The sequence below is a fragment of the Staphylococcus ureilyticus genome (genome assembly GCF_025558845.1).
Taxonomy (GTDB): domain Bacteria; phylum Bacillota; class Bacilli; order Staphylococcales; family Staphylococcaceae; genus Staphylococcus; species Staphylococcus ureilyticus.
Map to the genome: position 1 here is coordinate 305,450 of NZ_CP094825.1, position 17,080 is coordinate 322,529.

17 protein-coding genes are annotated in these 17,080 nt (G+C 33.1%); 10 read left to right on the forward strand and 7 right to left on the reverse strand.

Translation table 11 applies throughout. The annotated features are described in order from the left end of the window. Positions 1–132: 132 nt before the first annotated feature. Entirely contained in the window at positions 133–1,377 is a 1,245-nt protein-coding gene (locus MUA21_RS01395) for a Glu/Leu/Phe/Val family dehydrogenase (protein ID WP_107525619.1), read from the reverse strand. A gap of 834 nt (positions 1,378–2,211) precedes the next feature. Between MUA21_RS01395 and MUA21_RS01400 the strand changes: the two genes are divergently transcribed. Together MUA21_RS01400 and MUA21_RS01405 are read left to right on the forward strand one after the other, a co-directional pair. Next, entirely contained in the window at positions 2,212–3,594 is a 1,383-nt protein-coding gene (locus MUA21_RS01400) for an amino acid permease (RefSeq protein ID WP_262561663.1), read from the forward strand. Positions 3,595–3,669: 75 nt separating this feature from the next. After that, positions 3,670–4,146 (forward strand): SRPBCC domain-containing protein, encoded by a 477-nt coding sequence (locus MUA21_RS01405; RefSeq protein WP_040029923.1) that lies wholly within the window; start codon positions 3,670–3,672, stop codon positions 4,144–4,146. A 151-nt stretch (positions 4,147–4,297) separates the two neighbouring features. Here MUA21_RS01405 and MUA21_RS01410 read toward each other — a convergent pair whose 3' ends face one another. Next, positions 4,298–5,479, reverse strand: a complete 1,182-nt coding sequence (locus tag MUA21_RS01410) for an MFS transporter (RefSeq protein WP_107525616.1) — start codon at positions 5,477–5,479, stop codon at positions 4,298–4,300. Positions 5,480–5,602: 123 nt separating this feature from the next. Between MUA21_RS01410 and MUA21_RS01415 the strand changes: the two genes are divergently transcribed. Further along, positions 5,603–6,493, forward strand: coding sequence for a LysR family transcriptional regulator (locus MUA21_RS01415; protein ID WP_040029925.1), 891 nt, complete (start codon positions 5,603–5,605; stop codon positions 6,491–6,493). A 379-nt stretch (positions 6,494–6,872) separates the two neighbouring features. Here the strand turns inward: MUA21_RS01415 and fusF are convergent, their stop codons facing one another. Continuing rightward, a complete protein-coding gene (gene fusF, locus MUA21_RS01420; protein ID WP_040029926.1) occupies positions 6,873–7,517 on the reverse strand; it encodes a fusidic acid resistance EF-G-binding protein FusF in 645 nt (214 codons plus the stop codon). A 409-nt stretch (positions 7,518–7,926) separates the two neighbouring features. Between fusF and MUA21_RS01425 the strand changes: the two genes are divergently transcribed. Together MUA21_RS01425 and MUA21_RS01430 are read left to right on the forward strand one after the other, a co-directional pair. After that, the gene (locus MUA21_RS01425; RefSeq protein ID WP_046207245.1) at positions 7,927–8,883 is read left to right on the forward strand and encodes an NAD-dependent epimerase/dehydratase family protein; all 957 of its coding nucleotides are present in this window, start codon (positions 7,927–7,929) and stop codon (positions 8,881–8,883) included. A gap of 528 nt (positions 8,884–9,411) precedes the next feature. Continuing rightward, entirely contained in the window at positions 9,412–10,488 is a 1,077-nt protein-coding gene (locus tag MUA21_RS01430) for a branched-chain amino acid aminotransferase (RefSeq protein WP_040029928.1), read from the forward strand. A 135-nt stretch (positions 10,489–10,623) separates the two neighbouring features. Here MUA21_RS01430 and MUA21_RS01435 read toward each other — a convergent pair whose 3' ends face one another. Further along, the gene (locus MUA21_RS01435) at positions 10,624–11,139 is read right to left on the reverse strand and encodes a cupin domain-containing protein (RefSeq protein ID WP_371913910.1); all 516 of its coding nucleotides are present in this window, start codon (positions 11,137–11,139) and stop codon (positions 10,624–10,626) included. A gap of 165 nt (positions 11,140–11,304) precedes the next feature. Here MUA21_RS01435 and MUA21_RS01440 point away from each other — a divergent pair, with 165 nt between their 5' ends. Together MUA21_RS01440 and MUA21_RS01445 are read left to right on the forward strand one after the other, a co-directional pair. Beyond that, positions 11,305–11,991, forward strand: coding sequence for an HAD family hydrolase (locus MUA21_RS01440; RefSeq protein ID WP_070657538.1), 687 nt, complete (start codon positions 11,305–11,307; stop codon positions 11,989–11,991). Positions 11,992–12,208: 217 nt separating this feature from the next. Beyond that, entirely contained in the window at positions 12,209–12,598 is a 390-nt protein-coding gene (locus MUA21_RS01445) for a UCP033725 family protein (RefSeq protein WP_046207248.1), read from the forward strand. Positions 12,599–13,187: 589 nt separating this feature from the next. On the opposite strand, the gene MUA21_RS01450 is transcribed toward MUA21_RS01445, so the two are convergent. Together MUA21_RS01450 and MUA21_RS01455 are read right to left on the reverse strand one after the other, a co-directional pair. Further along, positions 13,188–13,850 (reverse strand): deoxynucleoside kinase, encoded by a 663-nt coding sequence (locus tag MUA21_RS01450; protein WP_040029931.1) that lies wholly within the window; start codon positions 13,848–13,850, stop codon positions 13,188–13,190. Further along, the gene (locus MUA21_RS01455) at positions 13,843–14,460 is read right to left on the reverse strand and encodes a deoxynucleoside kinase (protein WP_046207250.1); all 618 of its coding nucleotides are present in this window, start codon (positions 14,458–14,460) and stop codon (positions 13,843–13,845) included. The genes MUA21_RS01450 and MUA21_RS01455 overlap by 8 nt, the downstream gene beginning before the upstream one ends. A gap of 64 nt (positions 14,461–14,524) precedes the next feature. On the opposite strand from MUA21_RS01455, the gene tadA reads away from it, so the two are divergent. The 3 genes from tadA to MUA21_RS01470 all read left to right on the forward strand — a co-directional run bounded on the left by tadA (position 14,525) and on the right by MUA21_RS01470 (position 16,571). Next, entirely contained in the window at positions 14,525–15,034 is a 510-nt protein-coding gene (gene tadA, locus MUA21_RS01460; protein ID WP_046207251.1) for a tRNA adenosine(34) deaminase TadA, read from the forward strand. 79 nt (positions 15,035–15,113) lie between these two features. Beyond that, positions 15,114–15,986, forward strand: coding sequence for a Cof-type HAD-IIB family hydrolase (locus tag MUA21_RS01465; protein ID WP_046207252.1), 873 nt, complete (start codon positions 15,114–15,116; stop codon positions 15,984–15,986). Positions 15,987–16,004: 18 nt separating this feature from the next. Continuing rightward, a complete protein-coding gene (locus MUA21_RS01470; protein ID WP_262561667.1) occupies positions 16,005–16,571 on the forward strand; it encodes an NADPH-dependent FMN reductase in 567 nt (188 codons plus the stop codon). A gap of 135 nt (positions 16,572–16,706) precedes the next feature. Here MUA21_RS01470 and MUA21_RS01475 read toward each other — a convergent pair whose 3' ends face one another. Then, positions 16,707–17,045, reverse strand: coding sequence for a transcriptional regulator, SarA/Rot family (locus tag MUA21_RS01475; RefSeq protein WP_046207254.1), 339 nt, complete (start codon positions 17,043–17,045; stop codon positions 16,707–16,709). Positions 17,046–17,080: the final 35 nt, after the last annotated feature.

Consider the following 17,080-nt stretch of genomic DNA (forward strand, 5'->3'; position numbering starts at 1 on the left):
TTGAAAATGTAAATATTTCAATAGAAAAGTATTTTTATATTGAAATTTAGTCTGAGTGTAAAAATTAAGGTATAAAAAAAGCTGATTCAAATTTGAATCAGCTTGTGACAACGTGGAATAAGCAATAAAGTATTATGCCCAACCACGGAAACGCGTTGCTTCAGCTGTACGTTTTAGACCTACAACATAAGCTGCTAAGCGCATATCCATTTTTCTATTTTCTGCTAAATCATAAATTTTATTAAATGCTTCAACCATTTTTTCTTCAAGTTTCGTGATAATTTCTTCTTCCGACCAATAATAGCCTTGATTATTTTGCACCCATTCGAAGTAAGACACTGTTACACCACCTGCACTAGCAAGTACATCTGGTATGATTAAAACGTCACGGTGGGTTAATATTTTAGTTGCTTCTTGTGTCGTAGGGCCATTAGCTGCTTCTGCCACAATCTTAGCTTGAATTAAATGAGCGTTTGCTTCTGTAATTTGATTAGATAATGCAGCAGGAATCAAAATGTCGCAGTCGAGTTCAAATAATTTTTCATTAGGAATGACGTCTTCAAATAATGGTGTTACACGACCATGTTGTTCTTTTAATGCTAGAAGATGTTCAATATCCAGCCCCTCAGGATTATATAAAGCGCCTCGACTTTCTGATATCGCGACAATTTTAGCCCCTTTATCATGCAAAATTTTAGCAATAAAACTTCCGGCATTGCCAAAACCTTGAATCGCTACACGAGAACCTTCGATATTAATATTTCGATGTTTCGCAGCTTCTTCAATTGTGATTACAGCACCTAGCGCTGTGGCGCGATTACGTCCTTGTGAACCACCTAATGAAAGCGGTTTGCCTGTAATAAATGCAAATGCATTTGAGCGGTTGATTTTACTGTATTCGTCCATCATCCAAGACATGATTTGTGGGTTTGTATAAACATCTGGTGCTGGAATATCACTGGCAGGTCCTACAAATTGTGAAATAGCTTTAACATAACCACGTGATAAACGTTCTAGTTCTAAATTACTCATTTCTCTCGGATCACATATGACACCACCTTTACCACCACCAAAAGGTAAGTTTGTGATGCCGCACTTCATTGTCATCCACATAGATAATGCTTTCACTTCTTCAACATTCACATCAGGATGGAAGCGGATACCACCTTTGGTAGGTCCTACGGCTTGATTGTGTTGTGCACGATAGCCTTTAAAAGTTTTAACGGTGCCATCATCCATACGCACAGGAATTCGTATTTCTAAAAATCTTAAAGGTTCTTTGACAAGCTCATACATACCATCGTCAAACCCTAATTTATGTAAGGCTTCTTTCATAATTTCTTGAGTCGAAGTTACTAAGTTATTGTTTTCTGTCATGTTTATCTCCTCTATCATTACTTCAATACTTATAAGTTACTTATATATAAATGTTATCGATAATAAGATATAAAATCAATACATAATGACTGAATTTTTATAAAAGTTTGAAAATTCAATTAATATAAAATATATGATTTTTTGGAGAGAAATTGTCTAGTTTTATGCTTGAATAGAGGGTGATTATAGTCGAGAACTTTAAGTGATTGCTTATAGTGTTGAAAAACAGCATCGTATAATTGATTAATTATACTGAAAAATTAATAGATATAGAAAAGTATATGATGCTTTAGATAGTAAAATTTAATGTTACTTAAATATGAGTAATCGTTTATAGTTACAATCGACTTAGAGGGGATGAGAAAATGGATAGTAATGATTAAATGCATGTATATTTATTAGAAAAGCTATATTTTTGTTACATATTGTATTGTGACTTGTCTATCTGAGTTAAGAACTATGCCATAATGTAACTACTTTATTATAGCTGTGAAGCATTAAGAGACATACTTTTTTAATATGAATTATTTACAATTACCATAGACTTTAGCACACAACGAAGATATAGCACGCAAATATCATGATGTACAATGAAAGTAAAAATAAATAAAATAGTAATTCACTAATAAACTTTATAGTATAAATGAAACAATAGTGTAATAACACATTTTTATTTAAAATAATTTTGAAGAATAGTTGTAATTTTCAGAAAAAAATAATATTATACAATCAAACATTTTTGATTTATAGTATTTTGCAATTTGAAATTAAGGGGTATGATTTTAAGTTCTATATGTTGATTATGTTTTAAAACAAAGGAATTGGAGCAAATTTATGACAAATAAATTAAACAGAGAGTTAAGCAATAGACACATTCAACTTATTGCTATTGGTGGCGCCATTGGTACTGGACTATTTTTAGGGGCGGGTCAGTCTATCAGTTTGACTGGACCATCGATATTACTCACTTACATAATTGTAGGTTTTGTTTTATTTTTATTTATGCGCGCAATGGGGGAAATGTTACTTGCTAATACGAAATACAAAACATTTGCAGATATAGCTCATGATCAAATTGGACCTTTTGCTGGTTTTATAACAGGATGGACGTACTGGTTAACATGGATAACTTCAGGTATGGCAGAAATTACAGCTGTTGCTAAATATGTAGAATATTGGGTTCCAGATTTACCAAATTGGATTACATCATTAGCTTGTATCTTGATACTCATGACTTTCAACTTAACGAGTACGAAAATGTTTGGTGAGTTAGAATTTTGGTTTGCCATTATTAAAGTTGTGACTATACTAGCACTCATAATTGTAGGTGTAGTGATGATTATATTTGCGATCCAAACGCCATTTGGAAAAACGAGTATATCTAATATTTATAGTAATGGTGGATTATTTACACATGGTGCTTCAGGTTTCTTTATGTCATTTCAAATGGTTGTTTTTTCATTTACAGGTATAGAAATTCTAGGTATTACAGCAGGTGAAACGAGAAATCCACATAAGACGATACCTAAAGCAATCAATAGTGTGCCTATACGTATCTTATTGTTTTATGTAGGGGCTTTAGCAGTTATGATGTCAATTATTCCTTGGCAAGATATAGATCCGAACAATAGTCCATTTGTCAGCTTATTCGCATTAATAGGCGTACCATTTGCAGCTGGTTTAATCAATTTTGTAGTACTTACTGCAGCATCATCAGCTTGTAATAGTGGTATTTTTGCGAATAGTAGAATACTATTTGGACTATCAGAAAAAGGTCAAACACACCATTTGCTAATGAAGACGAATCATAGAGGTGTCCCTTTTGTTGCAATACTTGTCACTTGTGCATTACTGTCTATAACTGTACTGTTAAATTATTTTATTTCAAATGCGACTCAAGTATTTTTCTATGTAACGGCAATTTCAACTATTTTGTTAGTTGTTGTATGGATGTTCATCATGCATGCGTATGCAAAATATGCGAAATCAAATCCTAACCATCACAAAGAAAGTCAGTTTAAGTTACCAGGTGGTATTCACACTGCAAGATTTGTACAATTATTCTTTGTCTTTGTGTTGTTGATATTATTTATTGTACCTGACACAAGAATGGGTGTTGTATTATCACCAATATGGTTTATCTTACTGGGGCTTATCTATTTTAATTACACGAAAAAAGAAAGAGCGATTCAATCACAAGTTAAAGAAAAAGTATAATAAAAATAATTTTAGGGAATATAACCAAAGTAATGATTACTGATAGGTTATATTCCTATTTTTAGGAGGGAAAAAATGGCAATACAGTATGCTAAAGATAAATCAGGCGTTTATCAAACAATAAATTTGAAAATTAAGAGTGACGTGCATCGTATTTTTGATTATTTAAGTACTACAGAAGGGATACAGCAATGGTTTCCACAATTGTCATTTCAAGAACGAATAGAAGGCGGGAAAATGTTGTTTCACTTAGATGATAGTGAAGATTTAGAAATGCGTATTACACATTTCGAACCAAATAAAACGATTGGTTTTACATGGGATATTGGAAAAGTGAAATTTGAATTATTTGAACATCAATCATATGTAGAACTCATTTTTTATGAATATTTACCTTTTGAATTTCCACATATTACATTAGATTTTGCTGGTTGGCAATTCCAAACCGAAAGTATCAAAAGTATTGCCGAAACAGGCAAGCCATTATCACAACAGGATTGTGATTTTGATGCGAAAAAAACTGAAATTGAAGCCAGCTTAGCTGTGATTTAAAGTGAAAGGCATTAAAAATGCTTCCAAAATATAAGGCAAGCAAACGACAGTTCGTTTTCGTTTGCTTGCCTTATTAATGCGATACAAGTATATGGTAGATGACAAATTTTGTTACATCCACATTTAGATGATTAGATTATAAATGATTATATTAATAATTGTTGTTTTTAGCTGCTTTTTTTCCATGTAATAGGAAATAAAGTACAATTGATAAAATAACGAGCGCAGCCATGGTGATATATAGGTTACGATAACCCATAATTGGAATAATCACACCTAAAATAAATGGTCCTATACCAGCACCGAAATCTGCAAACATATAGAATGTAGAAGTCGCGAGTCCAATTTTTTTAACTGGAGACTGTTGTATAGCAATGGCTTGTGCGCTTGGAATGATAGTACCATATCCAACGCCAATGAAAATTGCTGAAATAAGCAATAATAAACTTGTGTGTGTTGCGCTTAAAAGTATAAGTCCAAGCATGAAACTAATTAATACTGGATACATCACTTTATTTTCACCGTAATGATCATAAATTTTTCCAGTAAACGGACGTGTAACAAATGTACTCACTGCATATACAATAAAGAAGAAACTAGATGCCGTAGCAAGATTGATTTGTTCTGTATAAACAGTTAAAAATGATAGTACACTAGAATAAGCGATACCAACGAAGATGATTACAACAGATATTGGTAATGCTTCTTTTTGGATATAAGCACTAAGTCCTTTTTCCTTGGAATCATTGTCTGTTGTTGACGGTTCTGCTTTTGGTAACCCTTTGATAAACAATGAGATAACAAAAGCGAAAATAATGACTGCCAAGCTAACGATAAAAATAGATTCAAAACCAAATCTTTGATTTAATATGATACCAGTGAATGGTCCGATTGCTGAAGCGGTCGTTACGCTTAATGCATAATAACCGATACCTTCACCTTTTCGTTTATCTGGAATAATTCTAGATGAAATGGTTCCAGTTGCAGTTGACGATAAACCAAAAGCAATACCATGCAGTAATCTTACGATCATTAATATAAGAAGACTGTTGATTGCAAAGTATAAGCCAACTGTAATAATTGAGAAAATAATACCATATATTAATACTTTTTTAGGCTGTAGATTATCGATAATTCTGCCAGAAACTAAGCGTCCAAATAACATACCGATGATAAATATACCAGCTGCTAAACCACCCATACTTTCTGAAGCGTGGTATTTATCAATTGTAAATATAGTGACAGTGACGATTAATGTATAATGGATTAAATACATTAAAAAGTTTGTCATTGTAATGAAGATAAAATCTTTTGACCAGAGTTTATCGTACATATTTAATACCGTCCTTTAATATAAATTTTTTCAACCATCATTTATTATAATAGATAATGTATACTAATGTATAATTAGAATTTTTTAAGTTTACATAAGCTTTACTGATATAAGGAGGATACAATGAATTTTGAACAATTATCGTATGTTAAAAAGATTTATGAGTTAGAATCTATTGTTCACGCTTCGGAAGCAATGCATATTAGCCAATCAGCGATGAGTCAGTCTATTGCTAATTTAGAGTCAGAGTTAGGGTATAAAATTTTTAATCGTTCACGTAAAGGGACATTGCCAACAGAAGTTGGAAAGCGACTTATACCTTTAATTATAGATATTTTAGAAGCCCAGACGAGTTTATTATCGGAAGTAGAGGCATTGCATAGTAATATCAAAGGTTCATTGAAAATAGCGACGATACCAACTTTATTTAATAAAATTGTGCCAAAAGCTTTATCAAATTTTAAAAAAGACTATGCGCATATTGACGTAGAAGTATTTGAAAGTGATAGACAAGAAATTATAAAAATGATTGAAAATAATGAGATTGATATCGGACTTATAGGAAAAACTGAAAATGAAACTTTTAGCCATCACATCGTCCCACATTCATTGAATTTATCTACTGACTTTAAATTAATTGTACCTAAAAAGTCTAAACTATCATTAAAAAGCATGGTTGAAATGGAATCAATTAAACAATTTCCTTTTGTCCTGTATGATCGCAATTTTTATCATAATAATTTTAAAGCATTTGAAGATGAAAATGGTCCATTAAAAATTGTGTTTAGAACGAATAATCCAAGTGTATTGATTAAAACAGTTTCCGAGGGATTGGGTGTAAGTATCGTATCAAGTTTGATGCTAGAAGATGATCCGTTCATACTTAATGGTTTGATTGAGATGCTCCCCATTGGCTCACCATTTGATTATTATATTTATTTTACAGCTTTAACAAATGTTGATCGCGTGAACGAACAAACCATTCGTACTTTTATTGAGTATTTGAAAAATTAAAGTCCCACTTCCCAATTTATTGGGTTAGTGGGACTTATGCATGAGCGAAAGCTCAAGTAAACCTTTAAAGCACTTCCCAACTTGTTGGGTTAGTGGGACTTATGCATGAGCGGAAGCTCAGGTAAACCTTTGAAACACTTCCCAACTTGTTGGGTTAGTAGGACTTATGCATGAGCGAAAGCTCAGGTAAACCTTGAAACACTTCCCAACTTGTTGGGTTAGTGGGAGTTATGCATGAGCGGAAGCTCAGGTAAACCTTTGAAACACTTCCCAATTTATTGGGTTAGTGGGACTTATGCATGAGCGAAAGCTCAGGTAATTCTTTGTATTTTGAAGTTAAAGTACTAACATAATGATCATACTAGCGGAACTATAAAACTTATGAGTGGATTTTATCGACGAATTGATAAAATTGTGTAATATCCGACAATTGTTGATTACATTTGATACTGTCAAAACAAATATAGTCACCTTTTTTGGTATATTGTCCATCACCAGAAGTACGTGTTTTACGCATAAATAGAGCGACATTAGATTCTTTATTACAAATTGCGCAATAGCCCTTAACGGTTTGGTTAGCAATGTCGCCATAAAAACCTGTTAAAGTTCCTTGCTCGTTATAATAGATGATAAATTTTCTGTTTGAAGCGATATCGTTCCATCCGATATAAGTACTTTCCAAAAGAATTTCATCACTAATAAGCGGTGATTTAAGCTTTTTAATTTTACGAAAAGTTTTTTCGACTTGTTTTTTTGAAGGGTGTTCAAAGGGTATAACGTATGTCTGTAAAGTTTCTAATATTTTATCTACTTGTACTTTAGTAATACGTATGTTCATTAATTTTTCGATCGCTTCAGTCAACGTATCATCTGTTTGATGAAACTGCTGATAAATGTCTATTTTAGTTGTTTCTTTTATAGAAGCAATTGTATTTAAGTCATTTACTGATTTATAAGCATTAAGTAAATGTGCGATTCGTTCTTTAATATAGTTAAATTGATATGGATAAATTTGTTTTTCCAATTTTTTTAAATTCCTTTCACATTATAATTTTTAAAAGCAAAAGATGCTTTGTGAAAAGAAATTTTAAACAAAGCATCATACTATAGACAGTAATTGCTTTGTATTAATAATGAAGCATTGTTATGCAACATATCATCATCTCCACATATTGTATTTGTTTGTTTTATATCAAATTACCAAAGAAATGTCAAAATCTATATATTATAAAATTTTCCTATATATTGAGAAGTCAAAAGCTTAACAATCATCAGCTTGCAACGACAATACCGGTAAAATATAATTAGTCGATTCATGTACACGCGTAGTATACAAAAAAGCGCTTTTATAGTACAATGTTTGTAAATGATAGATATTTGTCCACTACGAAAATACATTACGATTTCTGTAATAAACAAGGGAGTTTTTGATTATGAAAAAGATAATGATTACAGGTGCTTTAGGTCAAATTGGTACTGAGCTCGTAGTAAAATGTAGAGCGTTATATGGCAATGATAATGTACTTGCCACAGATATTAGAGAGCCAGAAACAGGTTCGGCGATTGCTAATGGACCATTTGAAATTTTAGATGTTACAGATAAAAACAGAATGACGGAAATTGTTGAGTCTTTTAAACCAGATACATTTATGCATATGGCGGCATTATTATCTGCAACAGCTGAAAAAAATCCACAATTTGCATGGGATTTAAATATGGGTGGTCTTTTAAATGCTTTAGAAGTAGCTCGAGAATATGACTTACAGTTCTTTACACCAAGTTCAATTGGAGCTTTTGGACCTTCAACACCGAAAGTGAACACACCACAGGTTACGATTCAACGACCAACTTCTATGTATGGCGTTAACAAAGTTGCTGGTGAGCTATTATGCCAATATTACTTTGATAAATTTGGTGTAGATACAAGAAGTGTTAGATTCCCTGGATTAATATCACATATTAAAGAGCCTGGTGGCGGTACAACAGATTATGCAGTAGATATTTATTTTAAAGCAGTTCGTGAAGGTCAGTATACAAGCTATATTGCTAAAGATACATTTATGGATATGATGTATATGGAAGATGCAATTGACGCTATTATCAAGTTAATGGAAGCAGACGGCGTAAAATTAATTAATCGTAACGCCTATAATTTGAGTGCGATGAGCATTGAACCAGAAATGGTCAAAGCGGCAATTCAAGAGCATTACCCAGATTTTAAATTAAATTACGAAGTTGACCCAGACAGACAAGGTATTGCTGACAGTTGGCCAAATAGTATTGATACAAGTTGTGCTAGAGCAGAGTGGGGCTTTAATCCTAAATATGATTTGACTAAAATGACAGAAGTTATGCTTAAAGAAATCTCAAATAAAGATAAAGTAAGATAATTACTTTTGAAATAATCGATGACAAGCGAGTAAGGCATAAAATTTTAAAAAGTAAGGGCGCTAATTCACTATGGATTAGCGCTTTTTATATTTGAAATTATATCATCATGTACGTGAATGCTTCTTGTCTGATATATGGTTTAGCCAAATAATCTTGCAGTTATGACGTTCCTTGAGTGTCAGTATTGTACAATACCTTTGCACAGCTTTTAATACTCAAAAAAGCCTTTTTCCTATCGTTCACTACACAATATCAATGAAAATTTTGAACTTAGTTACTAATATTAATAGATTGTGATATATCAATATCAATTTCCGTAGTATCTCAAAAGATGTGAATGTTCATGCTTTAATCAGTGACATCTATGTATTATCTTCTATATGATGTTACACTTGAATCAATTAATTTCATTAGTTTAACCAAAGATGTTGTTATTTTTTAAATTTTTTGAAAATTATTGAATGAAACTATTCTGATTGGTATAATTTAATGTATTAGTTATTAATAGAACATTGGAGGAAACAGTCATGTCAGAAAAAATAAAATTGATACAGCGTGAAAGCCTTAAAGAAAAACCAGATCCAAGTAATTTAGGTTTTGGGGAATATTTCACAGATTATATGCTAAGTTTCGATTACGATACTGATCAAGGATGGCATGATTTGAAAATTGTGCCTTATGGACCGATTGAACTTTCTCCAGCGGCCCAAGTATTACATTATGGACAAGCAGTATTCGAAGGATTGAAAGCTTATAAACATGACGGCGAAGTAGATTTATTCCGTCCATCTGAAAATTTTAAACGTATTAACAATTCTTTAGCACGTCTAGATATGCCTCAAGTTGATGAAGATACTTTATTAGAAGGTTTAAAACAATTAGTAGATATCGAACGTGATTGGGTACCAGAAGGAGAAGGCCAATCATTATACATACGACCATATGTATTTGCTACAGAGGGTATTTTAGGTGTACGACCTTCATATTCATATAAATTATTAATTATTTTATCACCTTCAGGTTCTTATTACGGTGGTGACTCTTTAAATCCGACAAAAATTTATGTAGAAGATGAATATGTACGTGCAGTCCGTGGTGGCGTTGGTCATGCAAAAGTAGCTGGTAACTATGCGGCTAGCCTTTTAGCACAAACAAATGCATCAGCACAAGGCTATGACCAAGTACTATGGTTAGATGGTGTAGAGCAGAAATATGTGGAAGAAGTCGGCAGTATGAATATCTTCTTTGTAGAAAATGGAAAAGTGGTAACACCTGCATTAAATGGTAGTATTTTACCAGGTATCACACGAAAAACAGTTATTGAATTAGCGCAAAATTTAGGTTATGAGGTAGAAGAACGTCGTGTATCTATCGACGAGTTGATTGAAGCGCATCATAATGGTGAATTGACTGAGGTGTTCGGTACTGGAACAGCAGCGGTGATTTCACCAGTTGGTCAATTAAAATACGGAGATACTGAAATCGTTATTAATAATAATGAAACAGGAGAAGTAACTCAAAATTTATATGATCATTATGTTGGTATTCAAAGTGGTAAGCTTGAGGATCCGAATGGTTGGAGAGTAGTCGTACCAAGATATTAAATTTCTCCCCAAAAGATAACAATAAACAGCACAATAAAAGGAGCAAGTCAGAAATCTCACGTTTCTAAAGATTTCAGCGTCTTGCTCCTTCTTTTTTGTTGAAAACTATTAACAGACAGTCTGCGATGGTTTAACTTAATGCCAATATTTAAATAGCGGGCCATCCTTGCCATATATTGGATCTGTGTCAGGTAAACTTGCATTTTTGATGTTCTCTATATTTTGTGGCCATTCGTCAGGGTTTCCAGTACAAAAATCATAATCTTGACCATTTGGATAGGCACCTATTACTGCAAAATTATGGTAACTGTGAACTCGTTTATGACCATAACCAGCTGGTATGATAATGACATCGCCTTGCTGAATATCTACATGAGGACCAAATTCACCACCTAGTTGTACGATGGCATTTCCTGAAACGACAATTAGGACTTCATGTGTATTGCTATGATAATGATGTACTGGAAATATGCCGCTACGCCAAGCGTTTGACCAATTGTTTTTATTTAAAATATCTAGAGGACTTTCTTCTTGTTTGATTACATTTTTATATAGCAGTACGGCATATTTAGGGTTGTTTGGAATTGAATCATCACTGTCGCAAGAAATGGTTTCGATTTGAACATTAGGGTTAGGTACCAAACTATTCACCTCTTTTATGGTATTACTATAACTCATAACCTAAATATTAGGATTTTAAACGGTGTTCACAGTCAGTATGTTAGTTGAGTTATTTGTTTTAAGAACGATTTTTATATTAAAATTAAGTAGTAAGTTGAGGGATACATATTGTTAAACATAGGAGCTGTTTAAAACATGGAATGGATATTATTTGATAAAGATGGCACAATCATATATTTTGATCGCAGTTGGATGAAAATCGGATTGCAACTCGTTGATGATTTTATGGAAACATATAAGGATGCAATTGACGATATAGATGAAGGTTACGCGTATTTAGGTGTTATAGATGGTGAAATTCAACCAGGTACGATTATGGCTTCAGGCGCATTAGATGAAATGATTGAGGCATTTTGTAAAATTGCAAATCAAGATGTAACAAGTTGGGCTCAACAAAGAAGTCAAGTGCTCGTCGATAATAGGGTGCCAGAAAATGTTTTAGTTGAAGGCATCAGTGAAACATTAGATACGTTAAAGCAAAGAGGTTACAAACTAGGTATTGTGACAAGTGATTCTAAAAGAGGGGTAGAACAATTCTTGGAATACACGCAATTCGACCATTACTTCGATATTGTGATTTCTACTGAAGCGGATGCCGTTGAAAAACCAAATCCTGAAGTGCTAAATCCACTTTTTTATAGATATGATGTAGAACCTGAAAATGTAGCCATTATCGGTGATACTGCGAATGATATCCAAACTGGCATCAATGCTAAATTAGGGTTGAAAGTTGCAGTTTTAACAGGTGTTGGTTTAAAAGAATCATTTACTAAAGCGGATTATATTTTTGAAACTGCAAATAGTGTAGTGGACATATTATAATAATAGGACTAATCCACAAAATATAGGAGCGGGACAGAAATCTAATTTTATTAAATAGATTTCGTCGTTCCACCTTGGCAAGTATGGCTAGAATTGAAAAAACTTGATTTAAAGCGCATTTTCAGTTCAATCACCTACTGTCAATATGGGATTGGGCTGGCACGAATCCATTATGTCTTAGTCTCTATTTGTAAAAAAACGTAAACGAGGTGGTTGAATGATTGATGGAAGATATGCAAATTATCGCGGTGAAACATATAAAGTTGTAGAAATTGTAAGTAATGAAGTATTGTTAGTCACTGAGGATGAACGAGCTACGGAACATGGTTTTGAAGCACAAACGCATCGTCACGCTGCACATACATTATATTATAAACATGTAGCGAGAGATGATGTTGATGAACTTTATGAACTATACCAAGAAGCGAGATATAGTGGTGCTATTTTTGATTTATATCAAGACTTAGAGGGGCAATTATATATAGGTACTGAAGACGAAGATAAAGCAAGTACTTTTGGTCTCGACCAAACTGATGAATATTATTATAGTAAGTATGTAGATGAAGACGAGATAGAAAAGATTATTTATCGTAAACATATTGAATAAAGTCCCACTTCCCAACTTGTTGGGTTAGTGGGACTTATGCATGAGCGAAAGCTCAAGTAACCCTTTAAAGCACTTCCCAACTTGTTGGTTTAGTGGGACTTATGCATGAGCAGAAGCTCAGGTAAACCTTGAAGCACTTCCCAACTTGTTGGGTTAGTGGGACTTATGCATGAGCAGAAGCTCAAGTAACCCTTTAAAGCACTTCCCAACTTGTTGGGTTAGTGGGACTTATGCATGAGCGATGGCTCAGGTAACCCTTTAAAGCACTTCCCAACTTGTTGGTTTAGTGGGACTTATGCATGAGCGAAAGCTCAAGTAACCCTTTAAAGCACTTCCCAACTTGTTGGTTTAGTGGGACTTATGCATGAGCAGAAGCTCAGGTAACCCTTTAAAGCACTTCCCAACTTGTTGGTTTAGTGGGACTTATGCATGAGCAGAAGCTCGGGTAATGGGTTAACTTGATGGTGCGTGCAGGAAAGAATTGATTTCTTTCAAAAGATATTGTTGCCCTGCGTTTTGTTCTACATTACAAAATCTGTTTTATATGGTACTATTCTTGATTTTGCAAATGTTTTAAGTAATAAACGTATTATCGTTGATCTACATTTCGATAAGTTTCAATAATGTGACGGATTTTATCAATAACAGGATTTAGTGATTCTGGATCTGCATGTAAATCATATTCATTGATGTTCACTCTTACAACTGGACACGCATTGAATTCACTAATCCAATCTTCATATCGTTTGAATAATTTTTTCCAATATTCTGGATCTGTTTCAATTTCCATTTGTCGACCACGTTGTTTGATGCGATCAATCACTTCATCATAATCACACTCTAAATAGATAAGTACATCTGGTTTTGGGAAGTATGGTGTCATGACCATAGCATTAAATAGTTCGGAATATGTGTTGAAGTCTTCTGGACTCATTGTCCCTTGTTCTTCATGCATCTTAGCAAAAATATCAACATCTTCGTATATAGAGCGATCTTGGATAAAGCCGCCGCCATATTCAAACATACGTTTTTGTTCTTTGAAGCGCTCTGCTAAAAAATAAATTTGTAGATGAAAGCTCCAACGTTCAAAATCATGATAAAACTTATCTAGATAAGGGTTATGATCTACATTTTCAAACGATGTTTTAAAATTTAATCTTTGTGCCAATGCTTTCGTTAATGTTGATTTTCCAACGCCGACTGTACCAGCGATTGTTATCACAGCATCTTGAGGGATACCGTATTTATTCATCATCTTTTCCTCCAATCAATGGTTGCACTAAATCTAAAATATAATTATAATCATTTTCTTGCTTCATAAAATCTAAATCAGTCGTATCTATTCGAATAACACTTTCACCATCTGCTTTTAACGAACGATAATAAGCATTGTAATCACGTTTTAAATTAAGTAAGTAGTCGTCTTCAATCTGATGTTCGAAGCTACGATTACGTAACGCGATACGCTTTTTCAATATTTCTAAATCTGCATCTAGAAAGATAATCACATTTGGCATTTCTAAATCTTCAGTTAAAATATCATAAATTCTAGAGAATTTATTGAATTCAGAAGGTGTTAAAGTATTATTTGCAAATATTTTATTTTTATAAATATGGTAATCACTTACAATACCTGTAGAAATTGCTTCAAGATCTTGAAATTGTTTGTAACGATTACATAAAAAGAACATTTCTGTTTGAAAACTCCATTTGGAAATATCTTCATAAAAATCGGATAGAAAAGGATTTTCATTTACGATTTCTTTTTCTTCATAATAATTAAAAGTCTGGCTAAGTTTATGTGCTAATGAAGATTTACCGACGCCAATCGGCCCTTCAACAGCAATAAATTGTTTTTTCATGTTTTTACCGCTCCAATGTTAAAATAGACAATAAATATTGTACCATATGTGAGGTGATAGACACATGTATACTGACCAATTTTATATGAAAATTGCGCTAGAAGAAGCGCGGAAAGCTGGTGCTATTGGAGAAGTACCAATTGGAGCTATTGTCGTGAAAGATAATGAAGTTATTTCACGAGCGCACAATTTACGAGAATCCACTCAAGATCCTACTGCACATGCTGAACATATTGCGATTCAAAAAGCTGCAAAACAGCTTAATAGTTGGAGGTTAGCGTCTTGTAAACTTTATGTTACTTTGGAACCTTGTGTAATGTGTTCAGGTGCAATCGTCATGAGTCGTATTCCCGAAGTAATCTATGGTGCACAAGACTTAAAAGGTGGTTGTGCAGGTAGTTTGATGGATCTGCTGCAAGAATCGAGATTTAACCATCGGGCCAAAGTTACTACTGGTGTATTAGCAGAGGAATGTAGCCATTTATTGAAGACATTTTTTAAAGATATTAGACAAAAAAAGAAAATCATACGAACAGAGGATAATACAAATAGTGAAACATTTGGTAAAATATGAAATGTGTTACAAAATTATGGCAATTTGTAAATGAGTATTCAATCGGTGTTTTGAGATAAAGTAGAAACGAGGTAAATCAATGATAAATTTAATTGCAACAGATATGGATGGTACGTTATTGAACGCTGCACATGAAATATCAGAAGAAAATATCCAAGCTATCAAATATGCACAATCACAAGGCATAACTGTAGTCATTGCTACTGGTCGGGCATTTTATGAAGCAAATGCACCAATCAATCAAACAGACTTAAAAGTGCCATATATTTGTTTGAACGGTGCAGAAGTCAGAGACGAATCATTTAATATTATGAGCACTTCAAATTTAAATAGAGAACTCATAAATCGCATTACGGTAGAATTAAATAAAGAAAACATTTTCTATCAAGTGTATACCAACTTAGGCATCTATACTGAGAATCCATTACGAGACTTAGAGATTTATATTGATATTGCACAACGTGCTGGTCAAGAAGCAGATGTAGAAAAAATTAAAAGTGGCATTCAAAAACGTATAGATAACGGTACATTAAAAGTAGTTGAGAATTATGACAAAATTCAAGATACACCTGGTGAAATTGTGATGAAAATATTAGCTTTTGATAGTGATTTAGAAAAAATTGATCGAGTAAGTGAAACATTAGCAAAATCAGAAAGTTTGGCAATTTCTTCTTCATCACGCGGAAATATAGAAATTACGCACTCAGATGCACAAAAAGGTATTGCTTTAAACACGATTGCAGAGCGTCTAAATATTGATATGGAAAATGTTATGGCAATCGGTGATAATATGAATGATGTTTCAATGTTGGAACGTGTTGGTTATTCAGTTGCAATGGAGAATGCAGCTCCAGAAGTTAAAGCAATCGCAAAATATGAAACTGACTCTAATGAACAAAGTGGTGTTGGTAAAGCGATAATGAAACTACTTAGAGAAAATAACAAATCATAGCATGAGGTGAAAGGATAAATGAAAGGATTAATCATAATAGGGAGTGCTAAAATGGGCTCGCATACAAATGCTTTAGCTCATTATTTAAAAGGTCATTTTGAAGACCAATATTTTGAGGTGGAGATCTTTGATCTAGCGGAACATCCAATTCATCAACTGGATGTCTCAGGCGTTTCTTCGCCAAGTGAAGTGTATAAAAATAATTTAACATTATTACAAACGAAAGCGCGAAATGCAGATTTCTTTATATTAGGAACACCAAACTACCATGGGTCATATTCTGGTATTTTAAAAAATGCATTGGATCATTTAACGATGGATGATTTTAAAATGAAACCAGTTGGATTAATCGGTAACAGTGGTGGAATTGTAAGCTCTGAACCATTGTCTCATTTACGTTTGATAGTACGTTCATTACTCGGAATCGCAGTACCAACGCAGATTGCGACGCATGATACAGACTATAATAAATTAGATGATGGTACGTATTACTTGGATAACGGGGAGTTTCAATTACGTTCAAGACTATTTGTGGATCAAATTATTTCATTTGTGAAAAATAGTCCGTATGAACACTTGAAATAGTGTGAAGTCATTTTTGAATAGGGGTTACGATGCAAGTTGTATCTCGCTATGTACATAACCTAAAGGGTTTTGGAGCGCATATGAAATCAAACATTACTTTGATTTCATATGCGCTCTTATGTTGCTGAAGTTTAATTAGGCAGTACTGTGAAGTATTGAATTAACTATTAAATGATACTGTTCAATCAGCTGTTTAATTTCTTCTAACTTGATATCATGCAAATAAATACATCTTTCATCAGATTGATCTCGAGATTTTTTTAAAAGGTTAAGTTCGATAAAATGGTTGATTTGTGAAGAAACAGGTGAATTTTGGACTTGTAATAACTTTTTTAATTCAATGGCATTTATTTTATTCTTATTAAGATAGAGCAATTTATCCAAAATGATTACCTCAGAAATCGTAAGATTCAAATTTTGTTTCACTACTTTATTAATCAATCCTCTTTTTTCTTCATAAATAATTGTATTCATATTGTCACCACACTTTTAATATTTTGCTTTTATGC

Excerpts from the sequence above, each read along its gene's own strand:
- MUA21_RS01470 (WP_262561667.1), top strand. The coding sequence starts at position 16,005 with ATGAAAGGATTAATCATAATAGGGAGTGCTAAAATGGGCTCGCATACA.
- MUA21_RS01405 (WP_040029923.1), top strand. The coding sequence starts at position 3,670 with ATGGCAATACAGTATGCTAAAGATAAATCAGGCGTTTATCAAACAATA.
- MUA21_RS01475 (WP_046207254.1), bottom strand. The coding sequence starts at position 17,045 with ATGAATACAATTATTTATGAAGAAAAAAGAGGATTGATTAATAAAGTA.
- MUA21_RS01395 (WP_107525619.1), bottom strand. The coding sequence starts at position 1,377 with ATGACAGAAAACAATAACTTAGTAACTTCGACTCAAGAAATTATGAAA.
- MUA21_RS01445 (WP_046207248.1), top strand. The coding sequence starts at position 12,209 with ATGATTGATGGAAGATATGCAAATTATCGCGGTGAAACATATAAAGTT.
- MUA21_RS01410 (WP_107525616.1), bottom strand. The coding sequence starts at position 5,479 with ATGTACGATAAACTCTGGTCAAAAGATTTTATCTTCATTACAATGACA.
- MUA21_RS01425 (WP_046207245.1), top strand. The coding sequence starts at position 7,927 with ATGAAAAAGATAATGATTACAGGTGCTTTAGGTCAAATTGGTACTGAG.
- MUA21_RS01455 (WP_046207250.1), bottom strand. The coding sequence starts at position 14,460 with ATGAAAAAACAATTTATTGCTGTTGAAGGGCCGATTGGCGTCGGTAAA.
- tadA (WP_046207251.1), top strand. The coding sequence starts at position 14,525 with ATGTATACTGACCAATTTTATATGAAAATTGCGCTAGAAGAAGCGCGG.
- MUA21_RS01450 (WP_040029931.1), bottom strand. The coding sequence starts at position 13,850 with ATGAATAAATACGGTATCCCTCAAGATGCTGTGATAACAATCGCTGGT.
- MUA21_RS01415 (WP_040029925.1), top strand. The coding sequence starts at position 5,603 with ATGAATTTTGAACAATTATCGTATGTTAAAAAGATTTATGAGTTAGAA.
- MUA21_RS01400 (WP_262561663.1), top strand. The coding sequence starts at position 2,212 with ATGACAAATAAATTAAACAGAGAGTTAAGCAATAGACACATTCAACTT.
- MUA21_RS01440 (WP_070657538.1), top strand. The coding sequence starts at position 11,305 with ATGGAATGGATATTATTTGATAAAGATGGCACAATCATATATTTTGAT.
- MUA21_RS01430 (WP_040029928.1), top strand. The coding sequence starts at position 9,412 with ATGTCAGAAAAAATAAAATTGATACAGCGTGAAAGCCTTAAAGAAAAA.
- MUA21_RS01465 (WP_046207252.1), top strand. The coding sequence starts at position 15,114 with ATGATAAATTTAATTGCAACAGATATGGATGGTACGTTATTGAACGCT.